Origin of the sequence: Streptococcus mutans (genome assembly GCF_006739205.1) — a bacterium.
In the GTDB taxonomy this organism is placed as follows: domain Bacteria; phylum Bacillota; class Bacilli; order Lactobacillales; family Streptococcaceae; genus Streptococcus; species Streptococcus mutans.
In genome coordinates this window covers 780,864-804,178 of sequence record NZ_AP019720.1, presented here as the reverse complement: position 1 = coordinate 804,178, position 23,315 = coordinate 780,864, and the positions used below count along the sequence as shown (strand labels likewise).

General features: G+C 28.7%; 5 protein-coding genes and 1 pseudogene. All 6 read right to left on the bottom strand.

Annotated elements, in window-relative coordinates; genetic code table 11:
* Window positions 1-7: 7 nt before the first annotated feature.
* Window positions 8-4,894, bottom strand: a complete 4,887-nt coding sequence (gene mubC / locus FNL60_RS04175) for a mutanobactin A non-ribosomal peptide synthetase MubC (RefSeq protein ID WP_002267531.1) — start codon at window positions 4,892-4,894, stop codon at window positions 8-10.
* On the bottom strand, window positions 4,894-8,583 hold the full coding sequence (mubB, locus tag FNL60_RS04170; RefSeq protein WP_002311967.1) for a mutanobactin A non-ribosomal peptide synthetase MubB: 3,690 nt from the start codon (window positions 8,581-8,583) through the stop codon (window positions 4,894-4,896). The genes mubC and mubB overlap by 1 nt, the downstream gene beginning before the upstream one ends.
* A gap of 18 nt (window positions 8,584-8,601) precedes the next feature.
* A pseudogene (gene mubA, locus FNL60_RS04165) lies at window positions 8,602-16,776 on the bottom strand (mutanobactin A non-ribosomal peptide synthetase MubA).
* A gap of 45 nt (window positions 16,777-16,821) precedes the next feature.
* Window positions 16,822-20,175 carry a mutanobactin A polyketide synthase MubH gene (gene mubH / locus FNL60_RS04160; protein ID WP_002267528.1) on the bottom strand — a complete coding sequence of 1,118 codons (3,354 nt, stop codon included), beginning with the start codon at window positions 20,173-20,175 and terminating at the stop codon, window positions 16,822-16,824.
* Between the two features lie 5 nt (window positions 20,176-20,180).
* The gene (gene mubG, locus FNL60_RS04155) at window positions 20,181-21,398 is read right to left on the bottom strand and encodes a mutanobactin A biosynthesis transacylase MubG (RefSeq protein ID WP_011074617.1); all 1,218 of its coding nucleotides are present in this window, start codon (window positions 21,396-21,398) and stop codon (window positions 20,181-20,183) included.
* Window positions 21,399-21,412: 14 nt separating this feature from the next.
* Complete coding sequence (gene mubE / locus FNL60_RS04150; protein WP_002267526.1) at window positions 21,413-23,314, bottom strand: mutanobactin A non-ribosomal peptide synthetase MubE; 1,902 nt, start codon at window positions 23,312-23,314, stop codon at window positions 21,413-21,415.
* Window position 23,315 lies beyond the last annotated feature (1 nt).

Sequence of the window (23,315 nt, the reverse complement as noted above, 5' to 3'; positions counted from 1 at the left end):
AGTACTTTTAAAAAAGTAACTTATCTATTATTAAATTTCCTAAAGCCTCTATTGAGTCATTTTCATAGAATTCCTCTAGAGATAAATCAACATTACATTGATCCTTTATCTGACCTATAATGACCGTGGCCATTAATGAATTGCCTCCTTCTGAGAAGAAACTGTCTGTTACAGAAAGAACTTGATGTTCCAATACATTCTCCCAAATTGTCAAAACGGTCTCTTCTAACTGATTTTTAGGTTTTACATCTTTTACCTCTTTAATAGATTCTATTTTTTTAGGATCCGGTAATTGTTTTTTATCAATTTTACCATTTGAAGTTAATGGGAACTCTGACATATAAATATAATGGCTAGGAATCATATAATTTGGTAAATATTGTTTCATAAACTGATTCAGTACATCTTTTTCAATTTCATTATCAGATTTATAATATGCCAGCAATTGTTTTTGATAATCATTCTGTCCTACAGTTACTATCGCATTTTGAATGGTCTCAAAAGATTGAAGAATTGCTTGAATTTCTCCTAACTCTATTCTATTTCCGTTAACTTTTACTTGAATATCTTTTCTTCCACAAAATTCCATGTATCCTTGGGAAGTTAAGCGTCCCAAATCACCTGTCTTATAAATTCTGCCTAATTTAGGATGATTAATGAAACTATCATTAGTTTTCTCAATATCATTAATGTAGCCCATTGCAACTCCTACTCCTCCAATATATATATTTCCCATAACTCCAATAGGAAGTTCATTTCCCATATTATTCAGAATATACATCTGTTGATTAGCCAAAGGCATTCCATAAGGTATTGATTTCCATTCTGGTTCAACTTTAACAATTGGGTAATAAATTGACCATATTGATCCTTCAGTAGCACCTCCTGCACTAAAAAGATTAGCATTAGGAAAGATTTTTTTTATTTTCAAAGGCAATTCTAATGGTATCCAATCACCACTCAGAATAATATTTCTAATACTTAATATTGGCTTCTGGTCTGCTAATACATTACAAATTAATTCCATATACGCTGGTACGGAATTCCAAACTGTAATCGGGTTATTTTGAACGACTTTTTTCAAATAATTTGTGTCTTTATTTTGACTAGCAATAGTTAAAGTTGCCCCAGAAACTAATGCACCAAATATGTCATACACTGAAAGATCAAATGCAAAAGATGAAATCAATAGAATATTATCTTTTGGAGATAGTGTAAACTTATGATTAATATCCAAAATAGTATTAATACACTGTTTATTTGAAATAGCTACTCCTTTGGGCTCACCAGTACTTCCCGAAGTAAATATGATATATAGCATCTGATCTAAATTGATCTCTGTTTTTGGATTTTGTTTAGACAAACCTTGAAAGTCTGGAGCATTAGTATCAATAATTAGTATATCTTTCTGCAAAGGTACCAAATCAGTTATTACAAATTTCATTCCAGATTTAACAAAAATCTTTTTAACTCTTTCAATTGGCGTTCCCGAATCCAAGGGAACATATGTTACTCCTAGTTTAATTAAAGCTAGTATAATGATTATTGCCTCAATATTTCTATCTTTCATGACACCAACTACATCGCCCACTTGTAAGCCTAAATCTTTTAATTTATTGGCCATAAAATTAGATCTCATATTTAATTGTTCAAAACTAATATTTTCTTCATCACAGGCAATAGCAATTTTATTAGGCATCTTCGCTACATTTCTTTCGATCAATTGTTTCAAACACTGATTATCAAATTTAAAATCCTTAGCTGTTTTATTATAATTTAAATCAATAAAATCTTTTTGATCTTGAGAAATAATTTCTATTTCCTTTACATACCTTCTATCATTTTGAATAATTGACTCAATAACTTGTAAAAATGAATCCATAAGCTGAATAATACTGTCATCATCATACAGTTCAACAGGGTAAGTTATTTGAAACTTTACCGTATTTCCAAAATCAATTCCTTCAACAATTAAATTCATTTTAGAATCAATCGGAATCTCTTGATAGTCTAAAAATATCTGATTTGATTTTTCTTGTTCACCTTGCTTGAAATTGGTCTGCATAACAAACATAATATCAAACAAAGAAGCAATTTCCGTATTTTCTTTGTTCTTATCACTAACTATCGAATCAATCGGATATTCTTGATTTTCTAATGCATCCATCACTTGCTTTTTTACATCCTCAATCGTTTCCAAGATAGTTTTTGATGGATCTACTTTATATCTAATTGGTAAGCTATTAATAAAAGAACCAATCATTTCTTCCAAATCCGCTAATACTTTTCCTGAAACAGGGGAACCAATAACTATATCATTAATTGAGGAATATTTAGCTATAAGAATGTAAAGTGCAGTCATAAAAAGTATATTTAGACTAATATTATTTGTAACTATATAATCTCTCAATTGTTCATATAATTGTGAAGATATTTCTCTATTATAGTAAATCGTTCGTTTAGAATTGGGTTTTATAGTTTTTTCAATTCCTAAAAATATATTCTCCTGATAACCTTTAAGCTGTTCTTGCCAATACTGCTTCTTTTGCATATACTTACCATTACTAATCTGTTTATTTATCCAATTAGAGTAATCTTTATAAGTAAATTTAGGACGCGTAAATTTAATTTCAAAATAGTTTTTTTCAATATTTTTTAAGAGTTGATTTAATGAAAAACCATCTATGGCAATATGATGAATGTCTAGAAAAAGGATGATATCACTATTGGATTTTATGATAGAAGCCCTAAAGGGAATCGATTTTTCCAAATCAAATGGTTGAATCAAATACTTTTGCAAATACTCAAAATCAATTATTGGTTCATATTCTACAGAAATATTAAGTAGTTTTTTCTCAAACGGAAGAACTTTTTGGACAATTTTGGAATTGTTAAATGTATAAATTGTTCTTAAAATTTCATTTTCTTTTAGTTCTTTCCAAATAGCCTTTTTTAGTTGTTCCATATCAATATTGCTACTTACCTTAATGAAATATGGAATATTATAAGATGTGTCACTTCGGCTCTTGTTTAACAGAAAAAGTCTAGACTGAGTAGGAGAACAATCATAATTATCAGCTTTTGATAGCACTTCTAAATTAGAGCCAGCGTCATCTTCTGTCACCTTAGTCAAATGAAACAAATCTTTCAAATTTGGATTTAACATAACATCTCTGACAGAAATTTTTTTATGAAATGCTTCTGATAGTCTTGTTGATATAATTGTTGCATTTAAAGAATGTCCACCAATTTCAAAAAAATTCATCTCTAAATTAAGGTTTGGCTTTTTTAACACATCTTCCAAAATTTCTATGAAAAATCTCTCTGTGTTACTTTCGCTAGGTTTTTCAACCTGACTTTGTATTTTTTCCAAATAGATTTGTTTAAGCTTGTCAGAATCAACTTTCCCATTAAGTTTTAATGGCATATTATCTAGCAAAATAAGATCATTGGGCACCATATATTCTGGAAGCTCAACATGAAGTGTTTCAATAATAGAAGCTTCTGACACAGAAGAATTAGACTCAGCAAAAAGAACTAATTTAGAATTAGATTTTTCACCAATTAGGAGACAAATAGCTTCTCTAATATGATCAATCTTTTTTGCAATACTTTCAATTTCTCTAAGTTCTATTCGAAAACCTCGATACTTAATTTGACTATCTCTGCGGCCAATAAAAATGAGATCCCCATCATTATTTTCTCTAACATAATCTCCTGTTTTATAAGCACGTTTGATCCCTAGATTTGGAAGAGAAATAAAGGAACCTTGAGAAGCATCTTTTTGATTTAGATAACCAATAGCAAGACCTCCACCTGTTACAACTAATTCTCCAACTTCCCCTTTTTTTACTTCTTCAAAATTTTCATTAACGATAAGAATTCCAGTATCATTAATTGCTTTACCGATCGGAATATCACCTTCTAACTCTGAGTATTGAATATTATGCATGGTCGTAAAAACAGTGTTTTCTGTTGGTCCGTATCCATTATAAAATTGAGTTTTCTTGCTATTCTTCATTACTATTTTTAGGTGTTTATTAGATGCTCTATCTCCACCTATAATTACTTGTTCAAGCTCATTGAATACACTTGGATCTTGCTCACACAATGAATTAAATAAAGGGGTTGTAAAAAAGGCTCGATTGACATGATCATTTTTCAACTTTTCTTTTAATGTTTGACTATCAATTAAATCCTCCTTATCAATGATAGATAGGCATGCACCATTTAAAAGAGCTGCATATATTTCTAATGTTGACGCATCAAATGCTAAAGAAGAACCATGTAGCATAACTTCTGTATTTTTCATTGTTAAGCTTTTATTGTCCTTTATCAAACGAATAATTCCTCTTCCGCCAACCTGCACTCCCTTAGGAAAACCCGTAGTCCCAGAAGTATACATAATATAAACAATTTCATCTAAACTTTCTTTGACATAATGATCTGTTACTAAATCCTTTGAGGAAGATCCTTCTATAATTTGGTTCCAATTTACTTTTTTATAATTTTTATATTCAATATCTGATTCTGTGATAATAATTTTCGACCGGCAATCGTTCAGGATATATTCTTTTCTTGATTGAGGAAAATCAAAATCTAGTGGGACATAGATAGCTCCTATTTTTAAAATTCCCAAAATTGCAGCAATATAAGAAATTCCTCGTTTCATGTCAATTGCGACTTTATCACCATTATCAACCCCAGAAGAAATTAAAATATTTCCAACTTTATTTGCTAGTATATTAAGCTCCTTATAAGTTATTCTTGTATCATTATGAATAATTGCAATCTTATCTGGAAATCGTTCTACCTGTTTTTCGAACTCATTAATTATAGTGAGATAATTATCATAATCAAATTGATTATTTTTAAATTTCTTTTGCTGCTCCATCATATCCCCTCCCCATCTAAAATGTTATTTATAAACTCAACATATTTTTGTAACAACTGTTTGATGTCCTCATGGCTGTACTTATCGGTATTAAAACTGATTTGAATTTTTATATTATTTCCAAAATCTACCACATTGGCTGTTAAGTCATATTTTTCAATTAATATATTTTTCTTTTGTTCTACTAGTTCAATATCTCCAAGTTTTAATGGAGATTCATAAATCTGATAGGCAAACATAAAATTAAATAAACCACTTGAATTTAGCTGACCAGAACTTCGAAGTATTCGAATCAATCTATCAAAAGGATAGTTTTGATTAAGAAGAGCCATTTTAATTTTATTATTAAACTCCATTAAGTAGCTATTGAAATCATCTTCTTTCGGAATTCTAATTGGAACCGTATTCACAAATAAACCCACAACATTTTGCAACTCTGATAAATTTCTTCCTGAAACAGGTGTCCCAATTATATCAACAGGAAATTCAAGTGTATTTATTAACTTTGCGAAAACGGAAAAAAGAAAGACATACCGAGTTATATTAAGTCTTTTAGCAAATTCATCAATTCTTAACAAATCTCCCTCTTCAAAAGAAAATTCTTGTATATCACCTGAATAGCTTTGTTGAGAGTGTGGTAATTGATTAGAATGACTATAATTGGCAAATTCTTTTCGCCAATATTCTTCCTGTTCCTGCAAAATTTTTTCAAATTCATCTGTTTTAGTATATTCAGCATAATCCCCATAAGTGATCCTTGATACCTGTTTATCATCTTCTCCTAAATAAAAGTTACTCAATTTATTCATAATTAAATTCATTGAGAACCCATCTGAACTAATATGATGCATATCAATAAATAAATATTGGGAGTTTTGTTCAGAATATAAACCCATTCTTATCAACAAATCTTTAGATAAATCAAAAGGACGTATGAAACTCTTCTCAGCCTCTTCTAAGCTACCTAAATCTGATAAATCTTCTAGAGCAATGTTATAATTTGCTGTTTTATTCACAGTTTGAACAACTTCATTTCCAACAACATGATAAGTTGTTCGGAAAATATCATTAGTTGATACTAATTTATGAAAAGCAATTGCCAATTTATTACTATCCAAAAAGCCTTTAATTTTAAAAATAAAAGGAATATTATACAAAGTTGATTTTAAGTCAAACTGTTGCAAAAAATACATTCGTTCTTGTTCAGGAGACAGTCTATAAACTTGAGATTCTTCAAGATGAGGGATAGACGCTAATTTTTCCTGTTTAGAAACAGAATCATTTATATATTGATATAATTTTTCAATCGTATCATTTTCAAATAATTCTAAAACATTTAATGATATAGAAAATTCCCTACTTAGCTGAGTACAAATAAGCATTGCATTAATGGAATTCCCACCTAATTCAAAAAATGAAATGTCAGTTCCTATATTGTGCTCTCCTAAAACTGCTTTCCAAACATTATAAATTTTTTCCATCATTTTATCGGAAAAGGTAGGGCTAGAAATTGTTGTATTTCGCAAAGAGTCTTGATATCGTAGAAGTAATTCTTGACTATCTATTTTTCCATTTCTGTTAAGAGGCATCTGAGTATATTTTTTCACGATGGAAGGAATCATATAATTTGGTAAAATTTTTGATAGTTTTTCCTTTAAGTCATTCTCTGAAAGTGAACCACTATAAAATGCTAGCATTATGGTATTTTTATTTTGTAAAAATGGAATTACTTGAGCTAAATCAACTCCGTCAATATTTAAGATAGTATTTTCCACTTCCTGTAATTCTACTCTATACCCCCTAATTTTTAACTGTTTATCTGTTCGTCTAAGATATTCATATTTTGAATTTCCCAACTGTCTAACGACATCTCCTGTATTATACATTCGAATAGGAACTCCACTTTTATAAATTAACTTAAAAGACTCAGTTGTCTTTTCTTCATTATTTAAATAACCATCAGCTAAAGGTACTCCTTCGATATATAAATTTCCAGGCGCTCCAAAAGGTAACTCGTTTTCTTTTTCATCTAAAATATGAAATTGGGTATTTTGGATAGGTTTTCCTATTGTAACATCTACATTTGTAACTTCATCAATTGAGACAACATGTGTTTCAGATGGCCCATAGTGATTATATAGATGTACATTATTCTGTTTAATATTAGTAATTATTTCTTCATTTACAGTTAGAGCCTCACCAGCAACAATGATATTATCAACGTTTGACAAAAATTCTTGCAAGCCGATTGTATCAGACATTAGAACTTTAAAAAAAGAAGTAGGTAAAAAACTAGTCTGGATCTTATTTCTGTTAAAAAACTCCAAAAATTTTAGCGTATCTTTTTTGCTTTCTTCATTAACAATAACTAGACATCCACCTGAACACAATGTTGACCAAATTTCTTGTGATGCCACATCAAAAGCTAACGAGGCAAATTGTGAGACTGTTTTAGAAAGAGAATACTGACATTTTTGCTGTTGAAAATTAACCAAATTTTCCATAGCTTTATCTCTAAACAGAACACCCTTAGGTTTTCCTGTTGTTCCAGAAGTATAAATGACATAAAGAAGTGAGTTCACATCTCGTCGTCTCTTTTTAGGCAATTCAAATTCAATTTTTTCAAAATTCTTTTGTGAATAAATCATGTGTTTCAATGAACTTTCTTCACCAAACAAGTGGTTTTTCTCATCTGTTATAATAATTGAAGGTCGAGCATCCTCTAGTATTTGTTGGTTTCTTTTTGTTGGAGCTTCGATATCTAAAGGAATATAGGTTGCACCTGCTATATATATTCCTAAAATCATAATGACAGCATCAACTGATCGAGTAGCATATACTGCAACTCTATCCCCTTCTTTAACACCTTTTGAAATAAGCATATCTGCAAGATTACTACTAACTTTCTCAATATCATGATATGTAAGTTGTTTATCTGAATCTACTAATCCAATTTTCTCTTTGTTTTCTATAAATTGTTGATTTAATAATGTATATAGAGAGCTAGTTTCAACAACCTCCAATACCTTATTCTGAACAGTTTCTATTAATATATCTTGAATCTTTATTTCTACATTTTGAACTATTGTATTATAAATACTTTTAATAGTATTTAGCAAAGATTCTATTAAGCGTTCTGAATAAGATTGTGGAGAAAAGTAGATTTGGACAGTTCCCTCACTTTGAGAATTATAGATAAAATATAACTCTTCTAAGTGTAAAGAAACTTGATCTCTTTTCAACATACTCTCTTCTTGAAGATCAAAACTAATTGGTAAATCTAATTCATTTTGAACTACAGATTTTACTGACAGGGATTTCTTATAAGCCTCCAAAATTCTATATTTTGTCTCATTAAGAAATTCTTTCATTGTCTTTTCTTCCTCAATTTGACAATTGATGTACAATAAGATGTCGTCCGAATTAAAATCAAATACTTTATACGGAAAAGGTAGCGTGAAATTTGTTTTACTAGAAAATTTCCAAGTTAATAATTGCAGTATTGTAAAGAATAGAACAGCCTCAGCAGGTTTGCTTCCTTTAGTCATATTTTTTATTTCCTGCATTAAGTCTTCATCCAAATTAATAGATTTACATGTTACAGTTTCTACATTTTCTCCATATATATCTCTTAAAATTTTCACTAAATCAGTCGAAACATCTGTTATCAAATGATTTGGGGTATTCATTTTATATCCTCTCTTCTTTTAAAAATTAAAGTCTAGTTTATCTTCTACCGACTGTAAAGCCTCATTGAAAGTATTATCTGGAAGAGTAATCTCACGGAAATAATTTTTAGTGACTAAATCATCAATAATTCCTTGGATATTTTTTCCTAGAATCGAAATATACTGATTACTATATTTATGAGGATTATAGAGTATACGAATAGAAATCTTCTCTTCTTCCTCAGAAAAGATAAGAGTCAAGTCATACGTTGTAGCCTCAGTTGCTTTATAAGTTTGAAATTCCAATTGAGAATCTGACAATTCTGCTATAAAATCATCTTTATGGATAGGAAAATTTTCATAAACCAAAAGTGTATTAATCTGATCATGAGAAACTTGTGATTGTTGTAAAATCTCACTTAGAGGCAATTGTGAATAGCCAAATGCATTAGAAATATTTAAATGAATACTTTCGACTATACTTGATATACTACTATCATCATTGATATTAGTCACTTGAGGAATAGTATTTATAAAAAGTCCAACTTCATTTTCAATATTAATATCTCCATCTCGACCTGAAACAGTATAGAAAAATACTTGTGATTGACTCTTTAAATATTTATACAATATGGTTGACCAAATTAAATGAGCAAAATCATTTGTAGTACAGTTTAAATTTTCACAAAATTGTCTGATTTGTTTATCTTGTTGTTTTGATATTGAGAATCTATATTCACCAATATTATGTTCAATCGTTTTTCCCTCAAGATTTCTATCAAAGTAATTTTCTAAATTTAAATTCTCACCAATGTTTTCTAAGAAATTTTTCCAATATCTTTTAGCTGATTCAGTTTCAAATAAATCTTTATAATCAAAGTAATCATCTATATTTATGTTTTCTTCTTCATTTATATAGGTTGCATCCTTCAAAAGCTTAGTATAACAGGTGAATATTTTACGTAAAACAATCAACATTGACCAACCGTCCAAAATTATATGGTGATAGTCAAAAATTAAACTGACTTCTTGGTCTTTAAATTCTAAAATAGTAATTCTAAACAGATCTGATTCCTGAGTATCAAATGGGATATCTAAGAATTCATTTTCTAATTTCTTAACAGCAGCTTCACTATCCTGTCTTGGACTTTCAAATGTATAAGCGTCTATACTAATTGTATTATTTTGTTTAATAATTTGAGCAGGCTCACCAAATGTAGTTAAATCGAAACTAGTCCTTAGAGCTTCGTACTGATCTACTACAAATTGCACAGCTTTATCAAAAATTTTTTTATTCAGTCTACCTTTAAAGTCTACTTTAAATTGTTCATGATAAATATTTCTATTTTTTTGAAATTGTTCAAGAAACAAAATATTACTTTGCATTGGTAATGTTTTTCTAATTTTATCAATATTTTTATCATTAACAATAGGTAAATTGTTACTTTCATATTTAAATGTTTCATTTGTAACATCAGAAATACTTCGCATTGTTGATATATCTTCTGAACAATTTATCAGCTCATTTATTGTTTGCACAAAATTCTGATTCATTATTTCCACATCTTCTTGACTAATTAACGTGCTGTCAAAATAAACATCTACGAATAGTTCTCCCTTTAAGAAAAATACTGAAAATTCAATAAGATATGGATTACTATTTGACTTATTTATTAAACAATCTAACTCAATATTGTCCAAAGTCATGAATTGTGTACTTGATTCACTACTTATTTCTCCCAAAAAGTTAAAACTAATTTCAGGATCTAAATCTTGTAAATTACTATTTACCAAATGGAGTAATCCATAGCCAATACCATTATGAGGCACCCTATTAATGATATCTTTAACTTGAATTAATGTTTGTAAAACATCATCCTTGACTTTAAAAACAAGCGGATAAGTATTAGTAAACCATCCTATACTTCTCGCTAAAGTGGTTTGAGTAAGGTACTCTTCACGACCATATCCTTCCATTAAAATAGGAATATTTGAAATAGAATAACTTTTCTTTAAAGCCATTAAAACACTTGTCAAAAGAATATGCTCCTGGGTAACATGGGAATTTGATACTGATATATCTGATAGTTGAGAGCTGATTTCTTTTTCCAATTTTATTCTAGAATGTTTTCTATCCTTGATACTTCCTGGATTAATAACACCATCTTGATTAATTAAATCGACAGGCGTTTGCACAATATTATCCCAATACTTCTTTTCCATATTACTTTCAGAAAACTTAACAGATAACGTGTTTATTCTATTAGCCCAAGTAATAAATGAAGTTGTTTTAAAACTTGAATTTAATGACTGTCCATTTCTAAGTTGTCCATAATAACTACAAAAATCTTCTATAAGTATTTTCCACGAAATTGTATCTATCAAAAGATGATGAATTGAAAGCACGATTCTTTCACAATCATCACAAATGAATTTAACAATATTTATTAACTTTGAAGATTTAGATAAAATATTATATACATAGCTATTAATGATCTTTGCTTTATCATCCCATCCACAAATATCAATTTCTTGATAATCATAAAATCGTTGAGCGTCTTTTTGATTGTCAATTGATAACGAATTATTGTCAAGTTGACTCCTTAATATAGTATGCTCATCAATGATTTTTTCTATAGCTATTCTTAAAAATTCATCATTTATTTTATCTTTACTCACAAGTACTACAGCTTGATTCCAATGAGTTCGCACTTGAAAATTTTGTTTCCAAAACCATTGACTAATCGGAGTTAATGGGACACTATTATCAAGTTCCGAATCTTCTTCGATTTGATTAGACTTAACTACTATTTTTGTAAGTTGAGCTATCGTTGGATTTTTCAAAATTTCTTTAACTGAAACTTTATACCCTTTGGAAATGAGTTTCGAAGCCATACTAATAGCTTTAATAGAGTCTCCTCCAAGAGAGAAAAAATTATCATCTTCTGAAAAAGAATCAATGGAATAATCTAATATATTACTCCAAACAGATTTAATATCTTCTGTTAAATTACTTGATTTAATAAGACCTTCCTTAGGAGCAATATGTTTTGACGAATACATACTATCAAGTAACTTCCTATCCACTTTACCACTTTTATTTATAGGAAATTCTGGGACAATATAAATGTGACTTGGAACCATATATTGAGGTAATAAAGTCTTAAGTTCTTCTTTGATCTTGCTTTCATCAATAGTTGTTGAACTTTCAATATAAGCAATGAGGCTCTTATTATTTTTTGAAAGTTTATTTTGAAGGCTTACCAAGCAGTTCTTTTAGCTTACTTTCTTCAAATATTTTTCAATTTCACCCAATTCAATTCGATAACCTCGAATTTTAACTTGATCATCAGAACGACCAATGAATATTAACTTCCCTTCTGAAGTCCATTTTACTAAATCACCTGTAGCATATAATCTTGAATTTGAAATTTTCGGTAGTCTCACAAAAGATTTCTTTGTAGCATCTTCTTTGTTAATATATCCTTGAGCTACCTGTATTCCTCCTATATACAGTTCCCCAACAACACCGATAGGACATTTTTGTTTTTTATCATTAAGAACATAAGCTTCAACATTATCCAAAGGTTCTCCAATTGGAACATCTTCAGATTTATAATCAAGATTACTACAATCAAAATAAGTTACTTCAATTGCTGTTTCAGTTGGGCCATATAAATTAATTAATTGAGGCTTGTCGTTGTCAAAAATACTATAAAACTTGATTACTTGTTCTTTTGTCAGTGCTTCTCCACTCGAAAAAACTATGCTAAGACTTTTTAAAGAATCTTTGTTTTCTCTCTCACAAAATTCAAGAAATACATTTAACATTGATGGAACAAAATGAAGTTTTGAAATATTTTGGCTATTTATTAACTCAATAATCCTTTGAGGATCTTTTTCCTCTCCATTTTCTAAAAAATATAATACTGCACCTTCAAAAGTCCAGCCAAATAATTCCCAAATAGATACATCAAAACCAAATGAAGTTTTTTGCAAAATTATATCATTCTTTGTAATTGGATAAGCATTTTGCATCCATAGCAATCGATTCATAACAGCTTCATGGGTTAGCATAACTCCTTTAGGATCTCCTGTCGAACCAGAGGTATAGATGATATAACACAGATCTTTATAGGTACTGTCTGATTCAACTTTAGAAATATCTGGTTCTTCATTTAGAATATTTGATATTGTTTCAGAATTAATCTTTCCATTATAAAATGGTTCCTCACTAATAATGAAGTCACAACAGGAGTCATCTAAAATGTATTTCACTCTCTCCTCTGGTAAAGACGGTTCAATAGGAACATAAGCTGCACCAGATTTTAGAACACCTAGTATAGTTACCATCATATTTACTGATTTATTAACAATAATAGCAACTTTTTTATTGTTATTCACTCCTTGTCTTTGTAAAAAATTACCAACAATATTTGATTTCTGCATAAGTTCGGTTGTAGTCATTGAAGTATTTTTATCTTTAACAACAATCTTATTAGGAAATTGCTTGACTAAATTTTCAAAGGGTTCATGGAGTTTTTGCTGTTTTCCTGTAAATTGCTTCCACGTTAGAAATGATTGTAGTGTCTGTTCCTCTATTTCAGAAATAATTTTAATATCCGATAAATTATTTTTTTGCTTGTCAACTACTTCCATCAAAATCTTTTGCAAACTTTGTAATAGTCTATTTGCTAATTGGTTCGAATATTTTTTATTATCATATTCTAAAGAAATTGAAAAAGTATTATCCTTTGTATTATCTAAAACTTCAAATAACAAATCGTATTTCACATCTTTATTATCAGCAGACATTTTCTCGAAAGTTGTATTATCAATAGAAAAATTAAAATCTTCAATTTCATTCATTACAAATAGTACATTAAATAATTGGCTAATATCATTTTCTGTTTTGTCTCTACTAATTTTAATAATTTCTTCTAAAGAAAATTCTTTATATTTTAAAGCTTCGATAAATTGATTATTTACATATTTATTCATTTCCTCAACTGTATGTAAATTTTCATAATTCAATCTAACAGGTAGAGTATTAACAAACATACCAATAATATTTTTATACTGACTTCTATTTCTATTTGTTACTGGAACACCTATACAAATATCTTTTTGATTTGAAAAACAACTGAGTAAATATCCAACAATTGAAAACAACAGATTAAATACTGTTACCTTATTTTTCAAAGCGATATTTCTTATCTTATAAGAAAATTCACTATCGAAACTCACACCAGCCTTTTTTTGATGATCAATAGTTCCAAAATCAGATAATTTTAGTGGCTCCACAAGTGTTCCAAATTCCTTTTCAAAATGTGAATGACTTGCTTTTAAGAAATGAGGAGATAGTGTTTGTAAAGCATATTGACTATACGAAGCTTTTCTTTCAAGTTCTACTCCTGCATATGCCTTTTTAAAATCATTAATAAAGGGATTCAAGCTTCCCCCATCAAAAGAAATATGATGGCTATCTAAAAAGAGATATTTTTGAGACGAAGTTTTTATTATTTTCGCTCTGATAAGAACATCTTTTTCAAGATTAAATGGGCGTACAAATTTTTTAAATTCCTTTGTTAAATCAAAAGATTTTTCACTAAGCTCTTTCCTTTCCATAACATGATAATAATCTTTTACCTTAGGGGTTTTTACCATAACACGCTCATCTTTTAAATAAAAGTGAGATCTTAATAATTCATTATTTTTTACTACTTTGTCCAAACTAGATTCCAATTTTTCAAAATCTATTTCTCCATTAATTTTGTAAACAATTGGCATATTATATGCCAAAGACTTCTCATCAATCTTTTGTTCAATAAAAATTGCTTTTTGACTTGGACTTGATTCATAAGAAATCTCCTCCGAAGATTGGATACTAGTTTCTAGCGGTTTTAAGTTTTCCCTATTTGTTAAATTATCAACAAGGTTAATAGCATTTCTAAATTTAAATATATCATCAATTGTTACTTTTTTATTTAGTTCTTCTTGTAATTTATTGGCTAATTCAATAGCAGTTAAAGAATTTCCACCCATTTGGAAAAAATCTTCATCAGGATTAATTTGTCTACCTTTTAAAATCTCAGTAATAATTTTCATTACTTTAACTAATAAAGGATTATCATTATTAATTTCTTTAACAGATGTCGATTTATTTAGTACTATTTTTTCCAAATATTTTCGATCAACCTTTCCGTTAGAAGTTAAAGGAAATTGTGACAAAGACTCAATAGTACTAGGAACCATATATGAAGGTAATTTATTTGTAAGTTGTTTTAAGACTTGATTAGGATTAGAGTCAAATCCCGTAACTCCTTCATAAAATGCATGAAGAGATATTAAGCCATTAATAGAGACTGGAATAACAACAACAGAACAATCTGAATCCTGTCCTATTATTTCTAATATATTTTTTTCGATATCCTGAAGTTCTATTCTATATCCATTAATTTTAATTTGATTATCAATTCTTCCATAATAAAGTAACTCACCACTATCAGTATATGCAACTAAGTCTCCTGTTTTGTAAAAAACTTGTCCCATAATTTGTTCTAATTCAATAAAACTATTTTTTGTCTTTTTAGAATCATTTAAATAACCAGAAGATAAACTATCTCCTCCCAAATATAGTTCACCTTTAAAACCAATGGGGAGAAAGTGACGATCATTTGACATTACTAAAGCAGTTGTATTGGCGATAGGTTTACCAATTGGTATATTATCCATGTGTTTTTCTAACTTGAAAGATGTGGCTACAACAGTATACTCTGTTGGACCGTAATTATTATATTGTTCGTAAGCTTGTTCTGAAAAATAGTGTAGCTTTTCTGCACCGGTTAAAAGAATTTTCAAATATGGATTTTGCACCTTGCTAAATTTTTCAAAGACTACTGTGGGTAAAAAAGCAATACTAACCTTATTTTCAATAAATTTTTGATTTAATTTTTTAACATCAAAACGATCTTTTTCTGAAACAACATAAACTTTTGCTCCAATTGATAAATAAGGAAATAATTCCCAAATACTTGCATCAAAAGCCACACCAGCGTATTTAGCAGCTATAGTTTCAGAAGTTATTGAGAAATTATCATTATGCCAAGTAATGAGATTCATCAATGATTGATGAGAAACTTTTACTCCTTTAGGTGTTCCTGTTGTCCCTGATGTAAAAATAACATAAGCAATGTCGTCTCCTCTTACATTTACAGCATTTGAAAATTGATCTACTTCAACTGGAGCTTTATTTAACAAATCTTTAGCTACATATTGTTTTATTTCCTTAGAAATTTGAAGATTAGCTTCTTCTGGAACAATAACACTATTTAAATGAGTTTCTTTTATAATATGCTCTATTCTTTCTGGAGGATAATCTAAAGAAATGGGTGAGAAAGCAAAACCACTTTTCAATATGGCAAAAATAACAATAAACATTTCTGAACTATTATCCATCACCAAGGGAACAATACTTTTTGGCTCAAAGAGTTTACTTAAATAAAGAGAAAGTTTCTCTGATTCCTGATTAAGTTGTTCATAAGTTAAATACCAATCATCTGACGAAATAGCTACTTTGTTTTTTAATCTATCAGTAACTTTTTGAAATAACTTTAAAAAGGTTGGAGCTTCAATTGATAATTCTTTGCCCCTTGATATCTTTAAAATACTTTCTTTTTCTTCATTTGTGATTAAAGCAATATCCTTAATCTTCTGATTAATATTTTGAGGGAGTTCAGATATAACTGTTTTTATCAAATGAAACATTTCAGAAAGACCATTCTCTTCATTTTCTGAATTAGTTATACTACAATTCAGCATGTCTAATTGATAATAAAAATTTAAATATACATTATTCTTGCTATGTTCATCATTAATAGAACTAGCTTTCTTTTTTCTAAAATCAATGATATACCTTTGAAAAATATCATTTGTAACATTTTTCCTAAGAAATGATTGATTATTCTTTAGTATAATCTCCCTTTCTTCCAAAATAATTTGTTTAAGGGTTTGTTGTGGATCCATGTTTTCCGACTCTAAAAGTACCAGCTTCTGACTGTCCATTACAATACCCGTATCAAATCCTATTTCTCCATATCTTTTAAAAGTTATCATTTTTATGAGCGATGAAAAAAGAATCTGCGTCAATAAAGGATCTTTTTTTGTTATTTTTTCAATATTTCTCGTTTCATTTTGCTCAAATAAAATTTCCATTTTTAATCCCTTTCTTTTAAATCATCAATATAACCACTAGTAATATTAAAAATCAAATTGTGCTATTTCTTTTGTTTCTTGCTTTTGAAACTTTTCTTTCAATTGATAAATTTTCAATTCAGGATTTTTTATTGACTCATCGATAAATGAATTAAAAGTTTCAAATAGCAAAGTAATATCGCTTTCATCATAAATAGAAATTAAATATTTTATTCTAAAAGCTAATTGCTCACCAATTAGTGAGGCAACTAAAGCAAGTTCAAAATTCGATTCTATATTTTTTATTGGTATATCTATAAACTCACCATCAGAAATTACTATTTTAGGTAAAATTTGAAATGCAAAAATTTTACTGATATTTATTCTGTTTCCATTTTTATCTCTTACTTCTGAAACAAAATCATTAATCTGATAATCCTGATTATCTAAATAATCAAGCATTTTGCTTTGAGTATGCTTCAGTAAGTGAATAATTGAATCTTCTTTTGTAATTCTTGTTCGTGTTGCAATAGTATTGGTAAAAATTCCAATAACATGATCAACACTTGTTGACACTCGACCACTGACCGGATTCCCAATTATTTGATCATTTTGCTCCTCCAGATAATACAATGTCAATGCAAACATTGTATTCAAAAATACATGCTCTGTTATTCTATTTTTCTGGCAAAATGTCTTGATTTTTTGATATTTCTCTGCTTCAAAGATTACCTCCCTTTGTTGAGCTCGTTCACTTATTCTTTCTCTATTATTATAGGAGGTATAATCAATAAATTCTTTTTTCCAATAATTTTCTTGATTTTTATAAGAAATGGTATTTAATAAATGATCATCTAACCACTGTGCATAGTCTTTATATTCTGTATCGAAATGGTCTGCTTCTCCTCCTTCATAAGCAGTAATTAATTCTCTAACAAAAATATCCATTGAAGTAACATCACAAATAATATGATGAAAATCAATAAATAAATATTCTGAGGCATCCAAGAGAGATACTAAGTGATAAATTCGAAATAAAGGCAAATCAGATAACTTAAAAGGCTCAATTAAATTGGTAACTTCTGTCTTAGGATCATTTAAATAAATCGTTTCTAATGAAAAATTTACTGATTCTTTTGGTAAAATTTTTTGCTTAATTTCATTGTGATTCATGAAGACTGTTTGAAAAATTTCATGATTCTGTAAAACTTTTCTTATGGATTCTTCAAGATTTTCCCTCTGAATATTACCTTTCATTTCCAATAGAGCAGTCACATTATTAGAAGTACTTTCTGGATATCTTATTTGGTGAATGTACATTCTTTTTTGTTGAGGGGAAGTAGTGTATTCATTTAAATCATTTTTTTTAATCTTAGAAATACTTTCTTTATTTAACTTCGAGGATTCATTAGAAGAGTTTAAAAATTCCGACAAATCATTTATAGTATTATACTTATAAAGATCTCTTATAGTTAATTGTTTTGAAAAGTATTCCGAAACTTCATTAATGATTTTCATCATTCCAATAGAATCAATTCCTAGATCTAAAAAACTTTCATGATAATTAACATCTGTATATCCAAAAGTATTTTGTATGATAATCTCTAATGTTTTTCGACTGTCTTTTTCATCAACAATAAGACTCATATTTTTTCGGTTTTCAGCGTTAATCCAAAATTTGCTTTTTGAAAATTTGATTGAAGGCATTGGAACTAACTTTGGAACTCTTTTTTCAAACTCTATTCCTTTACAAAAGTTAGTGGCCAAATTTTCCAAATCTGTCAACACTTTTTCTTCTAAAGCTTTATTTCCAACTTCTGATGAAAAAAATATTTTTTCATCTTTTACAAAAGTATCATTATTTTTAGTAATCAAATTATTAATTGTAAAATTAATTTTCTCAATAAGTTTTTCCACTTTATTTTCTGAAATGATTACCAACCGATTCTTATAATGACTTTTTCTATACAGAAGATTTAACGATAATTTTTCTAAATTAATCTTTTTATTTAAGAGTAAAAATTGGTGCATCGCTTCTAATGAAGCAATTAAACCCTTTTTTGTTGGATTAGAAAAACAAAAACACAGTTCAGATTGATGTGTATTGGAAGTATCGGAAAAATTTTCTGGAGGATAAAATTCTTGTAGAATAATATGACAATTCGTACCTGAAAAACCAAAAGAGCTAACCCCAGCTGTTCTCAATTTATTTTTTTCTACATCCCACTTTTGAAATTCATTTACTAAATAAAATGGGCTATTGACAAACGAAATATTTCTATTTGGTCTTGAAAAGTTAATTGAAGGAACTAAATGCTGTTTCTCAATCATTAAGGCTGTTTTAATTACTGAAATAACACCTGCGGCTTCAAATAAATGACCAATATTTGATTTTACTGATCCAATACCACAAAATTGTTTCCTACGTGTAAATTTAGATACTGCTTGAGTTAATGCTTTTATTTCGATAGGATCTCCAAGCTTTGTTCCTGTTCCATGTGCTTCAATATAATCAATATCTTGTGGGTTAATATCATACTTTTTCCATAATTCTGTCAGTAAATCCACCTGTGCTTTACCATTTGGTGCAGTAATTCCTGCAGATGAGCCGTCTTGGTTTACATTTACTCCTTTTATTACCGAATAGATGTGATCTTCATCTTTTATTGCATCTGCCAATCGTTTTAAAACGACAATTCCTACTCCTTCACCAAGGACTGTACCATCTGCTTCAGAATCAAATGGCCTAGTCTGCCTATTGCTAGATTCTATTCCTAATTTTTCTGAACTTGTTTCTGGACAAAAAGAGATGCGAATTCCCCCAGCAATAGCCATATCGCATTCTTTATTGGTGATGCTCTTACACGCTTCACTAATCGCTACGAGTGAAGAAGAACATGCTGTATCAATTAAAACAGCTGGACCTTTTAAATTGAGGACATACGATATTCGACTAGGAATAATTGAATTCAAATTTCCTGGAATGGCCATTGGATCGTTATTATAAAATTTGTTAACCCAGTTTTTATATTTATAGCCCTCTAAATCTCCAATATGGCCGAGATAAATTCCTGTTTTAGAATCATTTAAAGTCTTTTTGCTAATACCCGCATCATCTAGAGCTTCTAGACATTTTTCCAAAGTTAATCTTTGAATAGGGCTCATCAATTCTGCTTCTCTAGGAGTTATATTAAAAAAATAAGGATCAAAAGAAGCAATATCTTCTAAATAAGAACCCACTTCAAATTTCATATTATTATTCTCCAATATATGTACATCTTTACTTCTTTGTTGTGGGAAAGAAGATATAGTTTCTTTTCCTTCTTTCAATAGATCCCAGAATTCTTCCAAGTTTTCTGCTTGTGCAACTTTTATTGACATTCCTATAATAGCAATATCTTCTTTCATTGTTTCTGACATTTTTGTTACCTCAAATAGTGATTAATTTCATTTTTAAAAGTATAATAGCATTCATCAAATCGTTCTAATTGGGTATTACTAACTTCTTTTAAAACTAAAGCTTTTTTGACTTCATTATAAATTTCATCTAGTTCAATTAAAAAAGCTATCTCCTCTTCAATTGAAAACTTTTCTTTTGCTTGTTCTAAATATTTGTAAATTTTAATAATTTCTTGATCATATAAATGGTTACTATTTTTATTAATAACCATTTGATTAATACCAAAATGACAAAATGATAAAATGACTTCTCTCGATGCTTGTAACCGATCATTCGGATCAATATTTTCTGGAATTAATTTATTAAAACTCATTCTTGATTCTTTTAATAAATTAGCTATAATCCGATTTCCTCCAATTTCAATAAAGTTAGAGAGACCATAAGATTGAAGATTTTCAATAATCTTTTGCCATTGAACTGGTTCGCAGATTTGGCGAGAAAGCAATTCTCTATAATTACTTTTATCATATATCGAACCTGTAACATTAGAGAATAACACTTTATCATTATGTACAAAATTAATCTCTCCCAATAGATTAAATAGTTTTTTGGCAGCAGGAGCCATCAATTTTGTATGAAAAGCTCCTAATGTATTCAATTTCATATAATAAACATTCTTAGATGCTAAATAAGAGATAAATTCCTCAACACAATGTTTTTCTCCTGAAACAATTACTTGTTTACTCGAATTAATATTAGAAATAAAAATATTTTGTTCTAATTTAATTTCTTTTATATACCTTTCAATTCGACTGATAGGCACATTTTTGAGAGAATACATACTCCCTTCATCTTTAGCAATACACTCTTGCATAAATTTTGCCCGATTTTTTACTAAATAAAAACCTGTTTCAACATCAACTTTTCTAGAACATACTAAAGCTGTTAGTTCACCAAGACTTTGTCCTGCAAAATAAATTGGATCAATATCTTTTCTTCTTTCAAAATCTTTAAACTCCAATAAACTATATAAAAAAACTGCAATTTGAGAAAGATAGGGATCATTCAAAATAGTTTTTGGTTCTTCGGAAATAATCTCTGTTCTCAAATTTATTCCTAAAACAGAACTCCCTTTGTCAATTATTTCTTTTAAGTTCTTTTCACTTAAAAAAAAAGAAGAAAAATCTAATTTTTTGACTCCTTGACCAGAAAATAATGCTACTAATCTCATAATCTGCTCCATTCTATTAGACTAAATTAACTCAATAGTCTTATTTGCTCTTCAATATACTCTGCTAACAATTTAGGAGTTTCATAAAAGAAAATATCAGTTTCACTAATTTCAGTATCAAATGCAAGATTAATCATTTCAACAAATTTCATAATAGTAATTGAGGAGAACCCGAGTTCAAAAAAATTTGTATTTAGTTCAATATTTTTCAGGCCAAGTTGGTATTCTGTAAATAAAATAATAAAATTTTCTATTGTATTTTCTATCGTTTGTTCTTCGAAAAGATTTAATAATTCGAACAACTCATTATATTCAAGGAACTCGCCACCTTGTATTCTTTGTCTTAACTCAACTCTTTTCAATTTCTGACTTCGTGTCTTAGGAATTACAGAAATTGGATATACCTCATTAATTTGTAATTTCTTAAATTTATTTACAATTTTCTTTATTTTTTTACCATATTTGTATAAATCAAAAATATTTTCACTTTGCCTTTTTTCAATAAAACAAAAAACTTCTTCATTTGAATTAGAATTGTTGACACCAATAATTACAACTCTTCCTGATAACTCTGGAATTTTTTGAACAATAGTTTGTTCTATATCATTTGGATAATAATTATGTCCATATATAATGATAATTTCTTTTTCCCTACCAAATATATATAATTCATTATCAAAAATTAAACCTTGATCTCCTGTTTTTAACCACCCATCATCACTAAATATTTTTTCTGACTCTTTCTCATTATTGTAATAACCTGGTGTAACACTCAATCCATTTAACTCAATATTTCCATAATATCCTTCGGGAAGAATTTTATTATCATTATCAACAATTCGGATGTCTGTTTCCGATATGGCTTTTCCTACAGAAACAACTCTATAACCTTCTGACTCTTTTCTTATAATAGCAGGTTCCCCGACTGTCACCCCTTCATGTCCTATTGTTATTGTTTTTAATGGTGATTGAGCTTTAGGCAAACAAGCTGCTACTGTATTTTCTGCTAATCCATACACTGGGTAAATACAATTTTCCCTCAACTTATATTTAGACAAATGCTTAGTAAGTTCCTCACATAATCCATAATCTATTGGTTCTGAACCATTAATAATCATATTAATACTAGATAAATCTACGTCATTAATTTTGGTTGTATTTAATGTTTTTATCAATAATTTTGAGGCAAAATTAGGACAAGAAACAATATTAATTTTGTATTTATCAATTTGATATAGCCAATTTATTGGATGTACAATAAATTCACGTGTCGGCATTAAATATTGATTCATTCCCTTTATTAAAGGAGCCAAATGTCCTGAAGCAAGTCCCATATTATGAGTTAATGTTAACCAAGTTAGAATCCTCTCTTCAGTTTTCCATTCGGTTGATTTTAAAATAGAAAACATATTAGTAGATAATGTATTATCAGTATAAATAACCCCTTTTGGTTCCCCAGTTGAACCTGAAGAAAATTGAACCATAACAATTCTATCTTTTGAATTATTTTGGGTTACCCTACCTGTTATTTTTTTAGTATCAAGTGAAGATAAAGAAAATTTATCTTTCAATACTATATTTTCACACTGCTTCTCTAACTCTGTTATAAGGACTGGCTTTTTTAACTTACTAATAACTTTATTTGTTCCTTGAATATATTCTATGGAATCAAACCCAGTTGGTATGGCAATATATCCCCCTAAGAAACAGGCCCACAACAAATATAAGAATTTATTATTATGTGTAGTCTGAAAAACAACTTCCTGTCCTTCTTCAATTCCTAATTCTTGCAGTGCACCTAAATAGTTAAGAGCATTAGTTCGTAAATGTTCATAGGTTTCAAACTTATATTTACCATTTTCTAAATAATAAATCCCTTTTTCTGGTTCTCTCAAAATAGTTTCATTAAGGCATTGTATTAACATCATT

What these genes read in the sequence shown, in the direction of transcription:
- mubC (WP_002267531.1), bottom strand. Translation starts at nt 4,894, where the DNA reads ATGGAGCAGCAAAAGAAATTTAAAAATAATCAATTTGATTATGATAAT.
- mubB (WP_002311967.1), bottom strand. Translation starts at nt 8,583, where the DNA reads ATGAATACCCCAAATCATTTGATAACAGATGTTTCGACTGATTTAGTG.
- mubE (WP_002267526.1), bottom strand. Translation starts at nt 23,314, where the DNA reads ATGATGTTAATACAATGCCTTAATGAAACTATTTTGAGAGAACCAGAA.
- mubG (WP_011074617.1), bottom strand. Translation starts at nt 21,398, where the DNA reads ATGGAGCAGATTATGAGATTAGTAGCATTATTTTCTGGTCAAGGAGTC.
- mubH (WP_002267528.1), bottom strand. Translation starts at nt 20,175, where the DNA reads ATGTCAGAAACAATGAAAGAAGATATTGCTATTATAGGAATGTCAATA.